The organism is Pseudoflavonifractor sp. AF19-9AC (assembly GCF_003478995.1).
In the GTDB taxonomy this organism is placed as follows: domain Bacteria; phylum Bacillota; class Clostridia; order Oscillospirales; family Oscillospiraceae; genus Lawsonibacter.
Window position 1 is genome coordinate 221,836 of record NZ_QUGI01000003.1, and the last position, 13,559, is coordinate 235,394.

At 58.8% G+C, this 13,559-nt stretch carries 13 protein-coding genes; 3 read left to right on the forward strand and 10 right to left on the reverse strand.

Annotated features, from left to right (window positions below):
• Window positions 1–60: 60 nt before the first annotated feature.
• The 9 genes from DWX58_RS06655 to DWX58_RS15345 form a co-directional block, all read right to left on the reverse strand.
• On the reverse strand, window positions 61–492 hold the full coding sequence (locus tag DWX58_RS06655; protein WP_118642224.1) for a hypothetical protein: 432 nt from the start codon (window positions 490–492) through the stop codon (window positions 61–63).
• Window positions 479–709 (reverse strand): helix-turn-helix transcriptional regulator, encoded by a 231-nt coding sequence (locus tag DWX58_RS06660; protein ID WP_118642226.1) that lies wholly within the window; start codon window positions 707–709, stop codon window positions 479–481. The genes DWX58_RS06655 and DWX58_RS06660 overlap by 14 nt, the downstream gene beginning before the upstream one ends.
• A 174-nt stretch (window positions 710–883) precedes the next feature.
• A complete protein-coding gene (gene nspC, locus DWX58_RS06665) occupies window positions 884–2,005 on the reverse strand; it encodes a carboxynorspermidine decarboxylase (protein ID WP_118642228.1) in 1,122 nt (373 codons plus the stop codon).
• 3 nt (window positions 2,006–2,008) lie between these two features.
• Window positions 2,009–3,268, reverse strand: a complete 1,260-nt coding sequence (locus DWX58_RS06670; RefSeq protein WP_118642230.1) for a saccharopine dehydrogenase family protein — start codon at window positions 3,266–3,268, stop codon at window positions 2,009–2,011.
• Window positions 3,269–3,288: 20 nt separating this feature from the next.
• On the reverse strand, window positions 3,289–4,161 hold the full coding sequence (gene speB, locus DWX58_RS06675; protein WP_118642232.1) for an agmatinase: 873 nt from the start codon (window positions 4,159–4,161) through the stop codon (window positions 3,289–3,291).
• Window positions 4,142–5,002 carry a polyamine aminopropyltransferase gene (gene speE, locus DWX58_RS06680; protein ID WP_118642235.1) on the reverse strand — a complete coding sequence of 287 codons (861 nt, stop codon included), beginning with the start codon at window positions 5,000–5,002 and terminating at the stop codon, window positions 4,142–4,144. The genes speB and speE overlap by 20 nt, the downstream gene beginning before the upstream one ends.
• A gap of 6 nt (window positions 5,003–5,008) precedes the next feature.
• Window positions 5,009–6,466, reverse strand: coding sequence for an aminotransferase class I/II-fold pyridoxal phosphate-dependent enzyme (locus DWX58_RS06685; protein ID WP_118642237.1), 1,458 nt, complete (start codon window positions 6,464–6,466; stop codon window positions 5,009–5,011).
• A 14-nt stretch (window positions 6,467–6,480) separates the two neighbouring features.
• Window positions 6,481–7,248: an adenosylmethionine decarboxylase gene (gene speD, locus DWX58_RS06690; RefSeq protein WP_347559158.1), complete on the reverse strand. Its 768-nt coding sequence runs from the start codon at window positions 7,246–7,248 to the stop codon at window positions 6,481–6,483.
• Between the two features lie 497 nt (window positions 7,249–7,745).
• Window positions 7,746–7,973 (reverse strand): hypothetical protein, encoded by a 228-nt coding sequence (locus tag DWX58_RS15345; RefSeq protein ID WP_147382245.1) that lies wholly within the window; start codon window positions 7,971–7,973, stop codon window positions 7,746–7,748.
• A 52-nt stretch (window positions 7,974–8,025) separates the two neighbouring features.
• Here DWX58_RS15345 and DWX58_RS06695 point away from each other — a divergent pair, with 52 nt between their 5' ends.
• Entirely contained in the window at window positions 8,026–9,804 is a 1,779-nt protein-coding gene (locus DWX58_RS06695; RefSeq protein ID WP_118642239.1) for a Na/Pi cotransporter family protein, read from the forward strand.
• 55 nt (window positions 9,805–9,859) lie between these two features.
• Here DWX58_RS06695 and udp read toward each other — a convergent pair whose 3' ends face one another.
• Window positions 9,860–10,633: a uridine phosphorylase gene (gene udp / locus DWX58_RS06700; RefSeq protein ID WP_118642241.1), complete on the reverse strand. Its 774-nt coding sequence runs from the start codon at window positions 10,631–10,633 to the stop codon at window positions 9,860–9,862.
• Window positions 10,634–10,861: 228 nt separating this feature from the next.
• On the opposite strand from udp, the gene rsmA reads away from it, so the two are divergent.
• Both rsmA and pckA read left to right on the forward strand, forming a co-directional pair.
• Window positions 10,862–11,743: a 16S rRNA (adenine(1518)-N(6)/adenine(1519)-N(6))-dimethyltransferase RsmA gene (rsmA, locus tag DWX58_RS06705; RefSeq protein WP_118642243.1), complete on the forward strand. Its 882-nt coding sequence runs from the start codon at window positions 10,862–10,864 to the stop codon at window positions 11,741–11,743.
• 179 nt (window positions 11,744–11,922) lie between these two features.
• Window positions 11,923–13,530: a phosphoenolpyruvate carboxykinase (ATP) gene (gene pckA, locus DWX58_RS06710; protein ID WP_118642245.1), complete on the forward strand. Its 1,608-nt coding sequence runs from the start codon at window positions 11,923–11,925 to the stop codon at window positions 13,528–13,530.
• Window positions 13,531–13,559: the final 29 nt, after the last annotated feature.

Below are 13,559 nucleotides of genomic sequence, written 5' to 3' on the forward strand. Positions count from 1 at the left end.
GCCGGGAACCAGCTTGGTTCCCGGCGCAATTTATCTGTTATAAGACTGGATGCGTTCTGTTCAGCTGTGACGTTCATAATGCACGGCGATAATCATCCCTGAAATCCAATAGACACCCGTCAGCAGAAAAGGGCCAAAGAACAGACACCCCCACGCCAGTTCTCCTGTAAGGATATAGCCCCCCAGGCCTGCCGCCGCCAGAACGCAGATGGCCGCCATCATCACATCCAGGGTTCTGGCCTTTATCTTCAGGGCCAGGAGCTGGTTGCGCTCATCCTTCTCTTCAATGTAGTCCTCCCGGGACGCCTTTCGAGAGAACGCCCGGCTTAGCCCGTTCAATCCCACCAGCAGCAGGATAATCCCCACCACGATGTTCTTGATTTGCTCTTCCGGCTCCGGTTCCGGCGCCAGGACCGAGTGGATCAGCAGCCAGCCGCTCAAGGCCGTCCACAACAGCCCCCACGCAAATCCTTTGCGATTATAAATTTTCATACTGTTGATCCTCCAGTTCCTTGTTCTCTTTCAGACAGCACAGTTCCTCTACGGTCACGCCGAAGACCTGGGCTATGCGGTAGGCCAGCATCAGGGAGGGACTGCACTGTTCCTTTTCAATGGAAATAATGGTCCGGGCAGAGACATGAACCAGCTCCGCCAACTGCTGCTGGGTCAGCTTTGCCGCGGTACGCAATTCTTTTACCCTGGTTTTCATAGCCCACCACCTCTCAATATGTGAAGTAAACTTCTTATGAAGTTAGCTTCATGTTATCACGGTGCCTTCCTCACTTCAAGAAAAATATGAAGTTCACTTCACAATTCTGTTTTGTAAAAAACGGTGGACCTTCCCCATGGAAGATCCACCGTTTTATGCTTTATTAAGAATCGTTCAGGACAGACGTTCCTTAAAGTCCTGGTAGCCAAACTGCCGGACAACGCTCAGTTCCCCTGCCGTATTGCGCCAGACAATGGCGGGCAGAGGCATGCCGTTGAAGGTATTGGTTTTCACCATGGTGTAGAGGGCCATATCCTCAAAGACCAGGGTGTCTCCCTCCTGAAGGGGACGGTCGAAGGAGTAGTCCCCAATAATATCCCCCGCCAGGCAGGTGGGGCCCCCCAAGCGGTAGGTACAGGCCTTCTCCCCCGGCTGCCCGCTGTCTTTAAGCGGCGGGCGGTAGGGCATCTCCAGCACGTCGGGCATGTGGCAGGCGGCGGAGGTGTCCAGAATGGCGATATCCATGCCGTTGTGGAGGGTCTCCAGCACGGAGGTGACCAGGAAGCCGGCGTTCAGGACCACTGCCTCCCCGGGCTCCAGGTAGACCTCCATCCCGTACCGCTCCCGCAGGCCCTTTACCAGGGAGATGAGCTTCTCCCGGTCGTAGTCCGCCCGGGTAATGTGGTGGCCGCCCCCCAGGTTGAGCCATTTAAGCCCCTTGAGGTAGGGGCCGAACTTCTCCTCAAAGGCCCGGAGGGTCGTCTCCAGGTCATCGGAATTCTGCTCACACAGGGTGTGGAAGTGAAGGCCATCCAGCAGGCAGAGCTGCTCGGGCCGGAAATTCTCCAGGGTGGTCCCCAGTCGGGAGCCGGGGGCACAGGGGTCGTAGATGGCGTGGCCCTCCTGAGTGGAGCACTCCGGGTTTATCCGCAGGCCCATCTGCTTGCCCGCCGCCCGGGCGCGGGCGGCGTACTTCTCCAACTGCCGGGGAGAATTGAATACAAAGTGGTCGGCGTACTGGAGAAGCTCCCCGAATTCCTCCTCCCGGTAGGCGGGGGAGTACACATGGACCTCGCCTGGGAAGTGCTCCCGCCCCAGCCGGGCCTCGTAGAGGCCGCTGGCGGTGGTGCCGGAGAGATACTCCGAAATCAGGGGGTAGCAGGCGAACATGGAGAAGGCCTTCTGAGCCAGAAGGATTTTACAACCCGCCCGCTCCTGCACGTCCTTCAAAATCTCCAGATTCCGGCGGAGCAGAGCCTCATCCACCAGAAAATAGGGGGTGCGCAGCTGCTCCATGCCTCAGTCCACCAGCACCGGGTTGTCCTCGATCTGCCAGGGCAGACCCCACTTATTGAGGGCCTCCATGTAAGGATCGGGATCAAACTCCTCCACAGTGTAGACGCCGGGCTTGTTCCACTGGCCGGTCACCAGCATCATGGCGCCGATCATGGCGGGCACGCCGGTGGTGTAGCTGATGGCCTGGGAACCCACTTCCTTGTAGCACTCCTGGTGGTCACAGACGTTGTAGATATAGGCCTTCTTCTCCTTGCCGTCCTTCTTGCCGGTGAAGATGCAGCCGATGTTGGTCTTGCCCACGGTGCGGGGGCCCAGAGAGGCAGGGTCGGGCAGCAGGGCCTTCAGGAACTGGATGGGCACAATCTGGTGACCCTCGTAGTCAATGGGAGTGGTGGACAGCATGCCCACATTCTCCAGGCACTTCATGTGGGTGAGGTAGCTCTGGCCGAAGGTCATGAAGAAGCGGATGCGCTGAACGCCGGGGATATTCTTGGCCAGGGACTCGATCTCCTCGTGGTGCAGAAGGTACATGTCCTTCTCCCCCACCTGGTCGAAGTTGTACTCCCGCTTGATGGACATGGCGGGGATCTCCACCCAGTGGCCGTTCTCCCAATAGGAGCCGGGGGCGGATACCTCACGGAGGTTAATCTCGGGGTTGAAGTTGGTGGCGAAGGGATAGCCGTGGTCGCCGCCGTTGCAGTCCAGAATGTCGATGGTGTCGATCTGGTCGAAGAGGTGCTTCTGGGCGTAGGCGCAGTAGGCCTGGGTGACGCCCGGGTCGAAGCCGGAGCCCAGGAGGGCAGTGAGGCCGGCCTTCTCAAACTTCTCCTTGTAGGCCCACTGCCAGGAGTAGTCGAAGTAGGCGGAGAAGCCCTCCTCCTTGCACCGCTTCTCATAGACGGCGCGCCACTCCGGGTCGTCGATGTCCTCGGGCTCGTAGTTGGCAGTGTCCATATAGTTGACGCCGCACTCCAGGCAGGCGTCCATGATGGTCAGGTCCTGGTAGGGCAGGGCGATGTTCATCACCAGGTCGGGCTGCACCTTCTTGATGAGAGCCACCACTTCCTCCACCTTGTCGGCGTCCACCTGTGCAGTGGTGATTTTGGTCTTGGTCTTGCCCTCCAGCTGAGCCTTCACAGCCTCGCACTTGCTCACCGTACGGCTGGCGATGCAGATTTCCTCAAAAACCTCGCTGTTCTGGCAGCACTTGTGGATGGCCACCCCGGCCACACCGCCGCAGCCAATGATTAAAACCTTTGCCATTTTCCAATTCCTCCCATATTTTAGTGTGAAGTATTTTTACTTGTATCCAAGGCTAACAGCATTTCCCGCACGATCTTGGCCGCCACGGCGTTGGACACGCCGCTGGGGTCATAGGGGGGCGAAAGCTCGTTGACATCGCAGCCAACCACGTTACAGCGGCTGCAAACCAGGGTTACCGCCCGCCGCAGCGCCTCAAAGGACACCCCGCCGGGCTCCGGCGTACCAGTGCCCGGGAAGACCGAGGGGTCCAGCACGTCCAAATCCACCGTGAAGTAAACAGACTTGTCACCAAGGGCGTTCACCCGCTCCTCCAAGCCCTCCAAATCGAAGGGATGGGTGGTCACATGGTCCCGTCCCCACTGCCACTCGGAGCGGTCCCCGGAGCGGATGCCGAACTGGAAAATGCGCCCGTCCCCGGTGAGGTCCCAGCACCGGCGCAGCACGCAGGCGTGGGAGAGCTCCACCCCCAAGTACTCCTGGCGCAGGTCGGCGTGGGCGTCAAAGTGGATGATGTGCACGTCGGGGTACTGCTTGAACACGGCCCGGAAGGCACCCAGAGTCACCAGATGTTCCCCGCCCAGCAGGAAGGGCCGCTTGCCAGCGGAGAGGATCTCCGCCGCCCGGGCCTCAATCTCCTCCAGAGCCAGGACCGAGCTGCCCATGGGGAGCTCCAGGTCTCCGCTGTCCAGCACGGCGCAGTCGGAGAGGTCCTTGTCCTGGTAGGGACTGTAAAGCTCCAGTCCGTAGGACTCCCGCCGCAGGGCGGAGGGGCCGAAGCGGGTGCCGGGGCGGTTGGAGGTGGTGGAGTCAAAGGGCGCTCCGAAGAGCACCGTCTTCGCCTCCTCCCAGGGGGCATCGCAGCCCATATAAACATCAATCTGCGGCTTCAACATGTCTCAATAACTCCTCTACATAGGCGGGAATATAAAAGGCGCCCTTGTGCAGGGTGGTGGTGTAGTACCAGCAGGGCAGCTTCCGCTCGTTCCACCGCTTCTCATCCAGATCCCGCAGGGGGTGGTACTTCTTGCTGGCAAAGCCGAAGAGCCAGTGGCCGGAGGGATAGGTGGGGATGTGAGCCTGGTACACCTTGGCGATGGGGAAAGACTCCACAATCCGCTTGTGAGCCCGCTGGCAGGCCACCGCGTCCTCGTCGTAGAAGGGGCTCTCATGCTGATTGACCATGATGCCGTCCTCCCGCAGGGCCTTGGAGCAGTTGCCGTAGAATTCCCGGGTGAAGAGGCCCTCGCCGGGGCCGAAGGGGTCGGTGGAGTCCACGATAATGAGGTCGTAGCAGTCCACCTTCCGGCGGATGAACTTCAGCCCATCCTCGTAGTGGATGGAGACCCGGGGATCGTCCAGGGAGCAGGTGGTCTTGGGCAGGTACTCCCGGCACACCTCCACCACCTGAGGGTCGATCTCCACCATGTCGATGTGCTCCACGTCGTCATAGCGGCACAGCTCCCGGATGACGCCCCCGTCTCCCGCTCCGATGACCAGCACGTCCCGCACATGGGGGTGGACCGCCATGGCGGGGTGGGTGATCATCTCGTGGTAGATGAACTCGTCCTTCTCGGTGAGCATCATATAGCCGTCCAGGGTAAGGAAGCGGCCAAACTCCGGGGAGTGGAACACGTCAATGCGCTGAAACTCACTCTGCCCGCTGTAAAGCTGCTTGTCCACCCGGATGGACAGCTTCACGTCGGGGGAGTGGGCCTCGGAAAACCAGAGATCCATAGTGGGTCAAATCGCTCCTTTCAATACGTTCAGGCGGAGGATGTCTGCGTCCTCCGGCCCGGTCATGGAACAGCCCTTGGCCTTGGCGTAGTGGATGTAGTCCAGAATCTGCCGGGTAATCCGCTCGCCGGGAGCCAGAATGGGGATGCCCGGGGGATAGCACATGACAAACTCACTGCACACCCGGCCCTCCGTCTCGTCGATGGGCAGGGACTCCTTGTCGGCGTAGAAGGCGTCCTGGGGGGAGACATCCACCTGGGGCTCGATGTACTCCTGGCGCATGAGGCCCGCCTTGCTCTTGCCGAAGCGGCGGCGCACCTCGCTGAGGGCGGACACCAGCCGCTCGATCTCCCGGGGCCGGTCTCCGATGGACAGGTAGGCCAGAATATTGCCCAGATCGCCGAACTCAATCTGAATGTCGTACTCGTCCCGGAGGAGGTCATAGACCTCGATGCCGGCCAGGCCCACATCCAGGGTGTTCACCGACAGCTTGGTCTCGTCAAAGTCGTAGACGCTGCCCCCGTTGATGAGTTCCCGGCCGAAGGCATAATAGCCGCCGATGGCGTTGATCTCCGCCCGGGCGTACCGGGCCATGTCCATGACCCGGCCAAACTCCGTCCGGCCCCGGAGGGCCAGGTTGCGCCGGGCAATATCCAGGCTGCTGAGCAGCAGATAAGAGGCGCTGGTAGTCTGGGTCAGGTTGATGATCTGGTGGACGTAACCCGGATGGACGCCGGGCCCGGTGAGCAAGAGGCTGCTCTGGGTGAGGCTGCCCCCTGACTTGTGCATGGACACCGCAGCCATATCCGCCCCCGCCTCCATGGCGGAGACAGGCAGGTCCTCGTGGAAGTAGAAGTGGGTGCCGTGGGCCTCGTCGGCCAGACACAGCATACCGTGCCGATGGGCCAGCTCCACAATGCCCCGCAGGTCGGAGCAGATGCCGTAGTAGGTGGGGTTATTCACCAGCACGGCCTTGGCCTCGGGATTCTCCCGGATGGCTCGCTCCACCTCCTCCAGGCGCATGCCCAGGGGGATGCCCAGCCGGTCGTCGCACTCCGGGTTTACATAGACCGGAATGGCTCCGCACAGCACCAGTGCTCCCATGACGCTGCGGTGGACGTTGCGGGGCAGGATGATCTTCTCCCCCCGCTTCACCACCGACAGCACCATGCTCTGCACGGCGCTGGTGGTGCCCCCCACCATGAGGAAGGCGTGGGCGGCCCCGAAGGCCTCGGCGGCCAATTCCTCCGCCTCCCGGATGACCGACACCGGGTGGCACAGGTTGTCCAGCGGCTTCATGGAGTTTACATCCATGCTGACGCAGGTCTCCCCCAGCAGGCGGGCAAGCTCCGGATTGCCCCGTCCCCGCTTGTGACCGGGGACGTCAAAGGGCACCACCCGCATTCTTCGAAACTCCTCCAGAGCCTCATAGATGGGCGCCCTGGTCTGGTCCAGCTCCTTCATGTTTGGTCCTCTCCTCAGTAGATATTGCGGCCGCTGAAAATCTCAATCATCTCCCGGCGCAGGTTGTTCATGATCTCCAGCCGGGTCTGAGGCGGGAGCTCGTACACGTCGGTCTTAAAGAGATAGTTCTGAAGGTCAATGTCCTTGACCATCATCTTGGTGTGAAACAGGTTGGCCCCATAGACGTTGATGTCCACCGCGTCGTAGCGGCGCAGGGTCTCGGGGTTGATATAGTCCTGGATAGAGGTGACGGTGTGGTCCATGAACAGCTTTTTGCCGCTCAGGTCCCGGGTAAAGCCCCGCACCCGGTAGTCCATGGTGATGATGTCCGAGTCAAAGGACCCGATGAGGTAGTCCAGGGTGGACAGGGGGGTAATCTCCCCGCAGGTGGCCACATCGATGTCCACCCGGAAGGTGGCCAGGCTGGTCTCCGGATGGTACTCCGGGTAGGTGTGCACCGTCACATGGCTCTTGTCCAGGTGAGCCAGCTGGGTCTTCCCCGCCGGGATCATAGAGCCCTCGGCGATGAGAATGGTCACAGAGGCCCCCTGGGGCTCGTAGTCCTGCTTGGCAATGTTCAGCACCTTGGCCCCAATCATGTCGGTGAGGTTGGTAAGGATGCTGGTCAGACGCTCGGAGTTATACTGCTCGTCAATATAGGCGATGTAGTCCCTCTGCTCCCGGGCAGACTTGGCGTAGCATACGTCGTAAATGTTGAAGCTCAGTGCCTTGGTCAGGTTGTTGAAGCCGTACAGTCTTAGTTTGTCTCCCATTTCCACCATTCCTCCCAGCGGCCCGGAGTCTCCTCCGTCTGCCAACAAAAAACAGGTAATGTGCAAACCACACATTACCTGTAAACCGTCTCTTGGAAAGCCGCCAATAACCGCCCGGTCCCACTTGTCCGCAGGCGGAAGACACCTCTCCCCCATCGGCACAATCGGGCCGCAGCCGTTCTGCGCTCTTTCGCTTTTATACAGAGTCTATATAGCAAATACTTACTTTTACTACTCTTTATTGACCGTTTTACAAGTTGATGCATGGTTCTACAGGCGCTTCGCCCACAGTGTAAAGAACCAACTTATAAAATTGAGCTTTTAACTCAATCAATAATGGCAACATCTCAGTTGCCTTCGGCAGTTGACCCGGCTGTCCGTATGGCCTTAACCCATGATTGGGTGGTCAGAAGAAATATTTGCATGGATACTCTGTACAAAACTCATATCACATGTCGAGAAACAGTATATCGGATTGGGCGGCATTTGTCAATTCCTTTCCCTTTTCAGGCTCTCTCTTCTCTGTACTTCTCTATCCCCATTTTCCCACGCAGCATTGTACTCCCGGTGACAAATATGCAATATTTCAACACTTTCTGCACAAATTTTATTTCTTTCTTTTCCCCCTCTTTTTCTCTTTTCCAGGAAGAAACTCCCTTTTTCAAAAAAATTTTACAAAACCGGTTTCCAGGGCTTTTCCTCCCCCCTATTTCATTATATAATTTACTTAACACATTAAGATTTTGTTAAGACGTTTGGTGTGAGTGCCAAAGGGAGGAAGCTGTTTTGAACATTCAGGACGTCATCACCCTGTTGGGTGCGCTGGCTACCTTCTTATTCGGAATGTCCACCATGACCTCCGGTCTGGAAAAGCTGACCAGCGGAAAGCTGGCCTCCATGCTGGAGCGATTGACGGACAACATTTTAAAAGGAGTTCTGTTGGGTGCGGTGGTAGCAGGCATGGTTCACTCCTCTGCTGCCACCACTGTCATGTGTATCGGCTTCGTCAACGCCGGTATTTTAAAGCTGCGCCAGGCCGTGGGTGTGATCATGGGCGCCAACATCGGCACCACCATCACTGCCCAGATTCTGCGGCTGGGCGGATTGTCCGACGAAAATCTCCTGCTCTCCCTGCTCAAGCCGGAGATGCTGGGTCCCATCCTGGCCTTTTTGGGCATTCTCTTCTTCTCCTTCTTCAATAAGGGCACGAAAAAAACGGTGGGCCAGATTCTCATCGGCCTCGGTCTTTTGTTTATCGGCATCAAGTCCATGGAAAATGCCCTGGCTCCCCTTACCGAGCTGGAGGCCTTCCAGCAGCTGTTCCTGCGCTTCTCCAACCCCGTTCTGGGGATCGCCGTGGGAGCTGCTATCACGGCCCTCATTCAGAGTTCCACCGCCTCAGTGGCCATTCTCCAGGCCCTTTCCGCCTCCGGTGTAGTCACCTTTGCCACTGCCATGCCCATCATCATGGGCCAGAACATCGGCACCTGCGTCACCGCCATTCTCTCCAGCATCGGCGCCACCAAAAACGCCAAGCGCACCGCCGCCGTCCACCTTTACTTCAATGTCATCGGTACCCTGGTCTTTCTGGTAGTTCTGTACGGCGTCAATTCCATCTATCCTCTCCCCTTCTGGGACGCCACTATGGACTACGGCTCCATTGCCAATCTCCACTCCCTATTCAACATCGTCTGCACCCTGCTCCTCCTCCCCTTCAACCGCCAGCTGGTGCGTCTGGTGGAGCTGACCATTCCCGACTCTGGCTCGGATTCCGTCACCACCGTTCTGGACCCCCGCTTTCTGTCCACTCCCTCGGTGGCGTTGGAGCGCGCCCGGACTATGGCAATCAAAATGGGGGAGCTGGCCCGGGACAATTACCGACTGGCTGTGGGGCTGCTGTCCCACTATGACGAGCGGCAGCTGGAAAAGCTCAACGAGCAGGAGAATATGATCGATCACATGGAGGGAGCGCTGGATCAATACCTGGTGCAGCTCTCCCGCCACTCTCTGGATGAAAAAGACAGCGATCTGGTCTCTGACCTGCTCCACGCCCTGTCAGACTTCGAGCGCATCGGCGATTATGCCGTCAATCTCTCGGAATCGGCTACCATTGTACAGGAAAAGGGCCTTACATTCTCACCTGTGGCAGAGAAGGAGCTGGAGACCGTGTGCTCTGCCATCGGCGAAGCCCTGGACCTGACCATGACTGCCTACCGCTTCCACGACGTCCACGCTGCGTTCCAAGTGGAGCCCCTGGAGGAAGTGGTGGATCTGCTCACCGCCTCTCTGCGGGACCGCCATGTGGAGCGCTTGAAAACGGGGGCCTGCACCGTGGAGGTGGGCACCCAGTTCCTGGAACTTCTGATTAACCTGGAACGGATCTCCGACCACTGCTCCAACGCCGCGGTCCGCATTCTCCACCAATATGCCCAGCGGGATACCTTGGTGCGGGAGGACATCCACTCCTACCTCCACAGTCTGCATCAGGGCAATTCCTCCGAGTTCAACACCCTGTTTCAGCTGGACCGGGAGAAGTACGCGCTGCCCGCCTCCAATTCTCTGTGAGCCTCCGCCCAAATTTTCTAATAAAAAAACAGCCGCATGTGCGGCTGTTTTTTTATTACCCTTTTCGGTCCTCTGCAATCAACAGCTTCAGCGCCTCCACGCCCACCTGGATGGCTGCGCTGGTGTCATGGGACTCCTTCTGGTCTAAACCGGCGGCTTCCCGCTCCTGATTCCAGATCACATGGAACACCGATCCGCACCGCACACCTCTGGAGGCGGCCACTGCAAACAGCGCCGCCGACTCCATCTCAGAGGCCAGCACGCCCAGCCGCTTCCAGGCCTCCCACTTCTGCTCCAGCTCATAGGAGACGGGCATCCGCCCTGGAGAATGCTGGCCGTAGAAGGAATCCTTACACTGTACAACGCCCGCATGCCACCGTTTCCCCAGATTTTCCGCCGCCCGTGTCAGAGCACAGGCCACCTGAAAATCCGGGACAGCCGGCCACTCCAGAGGAGCATACTCCCGGCTGGTTCCTTCCATACGCACCGCTCCCGTGGCCACCACCACATCGTCGCTGCACACCTTTAACGCAATGCCCCCGCAGGTCCCAACCCGCACAAAGGTGTGGGCGCCCAGGTTGGCCAGTTCCTCCATGGCGATGGCCGCCGAAGGTCCCCCGATGCCCGTGGACACCACGCTCACTGGCTCATCCAGCAGGGTACCGTTCCAGATCTCATACTCCCGGTTGGTCCGCACATAAACCGGATTGTTGAAGTACTGGGCAATCGCTTTACAGCGGCCGGGATCTCCGGGAAGAATACAGTACTTTCCTACCTCTCCCTGGGCACACTGAATGTGAAACTGTACGCTGCGCTCCTGTTCATTCATCTCTGCCGCCGTCCTTTCTTTCTCTGGGGCCCATACTATGGGGCCGTTTTTCCTCTATGAGGAGATATTGTGTTTATTTTATCACAACAACCGTGTCTCCCGCAACAGCGCTCTCCGTTCCGCCACCCCTCCTGCTCCGTTCCCCCTTATTTTCCCCGCTTCTATTGACGCACTTCCCCTTTTCCCTGTATAGTGTATGGGATATCACTGACAAACGGGGGACCGACCATGGATCTGTGCAACATCAATGACATCAAAGCGCTGCTGGCCCGACACGGCTTTCATTTTTCCAAGTCGATGGGGCAAAATTTTCTGATTCAGTCCTGGGTGCCCCGGGAAATTGCCCACGCATCCGGGGCTGGGCCCGGCGTTGGGGTACTGGAGATCGGCCCGGGCATCGGTCCTCTCACCCGGGAGCTGTCTCTGCTGGCGGACAAAGTCGTATCCATCGAGCTGGACCGTTCCCTGCTGCCCATTCTGGCCGAGACTCTGGCCGACCGGGACAACGTAGAAATTGTACCCGGAGACGTGATGAAGCTGGATCTCCCCGCTCTGGTGGCGGAGAAGCTGCCCGGTCTTCGCCCTATGGTGTGCGCCAACCTACCTTACAACATCACCACCCCGGTGATCACTGCCTTTCTGGAGGCAGGGTGTTTCTCCGCCGTCACCGTAATGATTCAGCGGGAGGTGGCCCGGAGAATCTGCGCCCAGCCGGGCTCGGCAGATTACGGTGCCTTCTCCGTTCTGTGTCAATATTATGCCAAGACAGAGCTTCTCTTTGACGTGGAACCGGAGTGCTTCATCCCCGCGCCCAAGGTGACCTCCTCTGTGGTACGCCTCACTCTCCGTCCCGCTCCGGCGGAGGTAGACGATCCCCAGCACTTCTTCCGGGTGGTGCGGGCCGCCTTTGCCCTGCGCCGAAAGACCCTGGTGAACAGCCTCAGCTCCGCTCTGGGTAGCTCTCTTGGCAAGGAGGAGCTGGCCGGAGCCATTGCCGCCTGCGGTCTTCCGGAGGGCGTCCGTGGAGAGCGGTTGTCCCTGTCCGACTTCGCCGCCCTGTCCCGGGAGCTGCGCCGAGCAGAAGGTTTACACTCCACTCCCGTGGAATAACACTTCAGTTTAATAGCAAAAAAGCAATACATTCCATAACAAAATTCCAGTGATTCCAGCAATTGACTTTATTTCTGCCTCCGTGTATTATAGTTACGTCATGTTTTTGGACTTCCCGTTGCTGTGCAGGCTGCCGCCTGTGGCTGGAAGATTATCTTTTAGAAAAGAGGTCATGCAAAATGGCAACCATCGATTTGAGCAAGTACGGTATTACCGGTGCTACCGAGATTGTCTACAACCCCTCCTACGAGACCCTGTTTGAGGAGGAGACCAAGCCCGAGCTGGAGGGCTTTGACAAGGGACAGGTCACCGACCTGGGCGCCGTCAATGTTATGACCGGCATCTATACCGGCCGCTCCCCCAAGGATAAGTTCATCGTTCTGGATGACACCTCCAAGGATACTGTGTGGTGGACCTCCGACGAGTTCAAGAACGACAACAAGCCCGCTTCTCCCGAGGCTTGGGCCGCCTGCAAGGACCTGGCCATCAAGGAGCTGTCCAACAAGAAGCTGTACGTCATGGACGTGTTCTGCGGCGCCAACCACGATTCCCGCATGGCCATCCGCTTCATCATGGAGGTGGCATGGCAGGCCCACTTCGTGAAGAACATGTTCATCGAGCCCACCGCTGAAGAGCTGGCCAACTTCGAGCCCGACTTTATCTCCTACAACGCCTCCAAGGCCAAGGTGGAGAACTTCAAGGAGCTGGGCCTCAACTCCGAGACTGCCGTTGTCTTCAACCTCACCTCCCGTGAGCAGGTCATCCTGAACACCTGGTACGGCGGCGAGATGAAGAAGGGCATGTTCTCCATGATGAACTACTACCTGCCCCTGAAGGGCATGGCCTCCATGCACTGCTCCGCCAACACTGACATGAACGGCGAGAACACCGCCCTGTTCTTCGGTCTCAGCGGCACCGGCAAGACCACCCTGTCCACCGATCCCAAGCGTCTGCTCATCGGCGATGACGAGCACGGCTGGGACGACAACGGCGTCTTCAACTTCGAGGGCGGCTGCTACGCCAAGGTCATCAACCTGGACAAGGAGTCTGAGCCCGACATCTACAACGCCATCAAGCGCAACGCCCTGCTGGAGAACGTCACCGTGGACGCTGAGGGCCACTGCGACTTCAACGACGGCTCTGTCACCGAGAACACCCGTGTCTCCTACCCCATCGACCACATCGAGAAGATTGTCCGTCCCGTGTCTGCCGGCCCCGACGCCAAGAACGTCATCTTCCTGTCCGCCGACGCCTTCGGCGTGCTGCCCCCCGTGTCCATCCTTACCCCGGAGCAGACCCAGTACTACTTCCTGTCCGGCTTCACCTCCAAGCTGGCCGGCACCGAGCGCGGCATCACCGAGCCCACCCCCACCTTCTCCGCCTGCTTCGGTCAGGCCTTCCTGGAGCTGCACCCCACCAAGTACGGTGAGGAGCTGGTGAAGAAGATGCAGAAGAGCGGCGCAAAGGCTTACCTGGTCAACACCGGCTGGAACGGCACCGGCAAGCGCATCTCCATCAAGGACACCCGCGGCATCATTGACGCCATTCTGGATGGCTCCATCCTGAAGGCCGAGACCAAGACCATCCCCTACTTCAACTTCGAGGTTCCCACCGCTCTGCCCGGTGTGGACACCAACATTCTGGATCCTCGCAACACCTATGCCGATCCCACCGAGTGGGACACCAAGGCCAAGGATCTGGCTTCCCGCTTCGTGAAGAACTTCGCCAAGTACACCACCAACGACGCCGGCAAGGCTCTGGTCGCCGCCGGCCCCAAGGCCGAGTAATCGGTCCTGTATAAAACGAAATCAGGGCG

What these genes read in the sequence shown, in the direction of transcription:
- nspC (WP_118642228.1), bottom strand. Translation starts at nt 2,005, where the DNA reads ATGGAGCAGCTGCGCACCCCCTATTTTCTGGTGGATGAGGCTCTGCTC.
- speD (WP_347559158.1), bottom strand. Translation starts at nt 7,248, where the DNA reads ATGGTGGAAATGGGAGACAAACTAAGACTGTACGGCTTCAACAACCTG.
- DWX58_RS06685 (WP_118642237.1), bottom strand. Translation starts at nt 6,466, where the DNA reads ATGAAGGAGCTGGACCAGACCAGGGCGCCCATCTATGAGGCTCTGGAG.
- speE (WP_118642235.1), bottom strand. Translation starts at nt 5,002, where the DNA reads ATGGATCTCTGGTTTTCCGAGGCCCACTCCCCCGACGTGAAGCTGTCC.
- DWX58_RS06655 (WP_118642224.1), bottom strand. Translation starts at nt 492, where the DNA reads ATGAAAATTTATAATCGCAAAGGATTTGCGTGGGGGCTGTTGTGGACG.
- DWX58_RS06670 (WP_118642230.1), bottom strand. Translation starts at nt 3,268, where the DNA reads ATGGCAAAGGTTTTAATCATTGGCTGCGGCGGTGTGGCCGGGGTGGCC.
- udp (WP_118642241.1), bottom strand. Translation starts at nt 10,633, where the DNA reads ATGAATGAACAGGAGCGCAGCGTACAGTTTCACATTCAGTGTGCCCAG.
- DWX58_RS06660 (WP_118642226.1), bottom strand. Translation starts at nt 709, where the DNA reads ATGAAAACCAGGGTAAAAGAATTGCGTACCGCGGCAAAGCTGACCCAG.
- speB (WP_118642232.1), bottom strand. Translation starts at nt 4,161, where the DNA reads ATGTTGAAGCCGCAGATTGATGTTTATATGGGCTGCGATGCCCCCTGG.
- pckA (WP_118642245.1), top strand. Translation starts at nt 11,923, where the DNA reads ATGGCAACCATCGATTTGAGCAAGTACGGTATTACCGGTGCTACCGAG.
- rsmA (WP_118642243.1), top strand. Translation starts at nt 10,862, where the DNA reads ATGGATCTGTGCAACATCAATGACATCAAAGCGCTGCTGGCCCGACAC.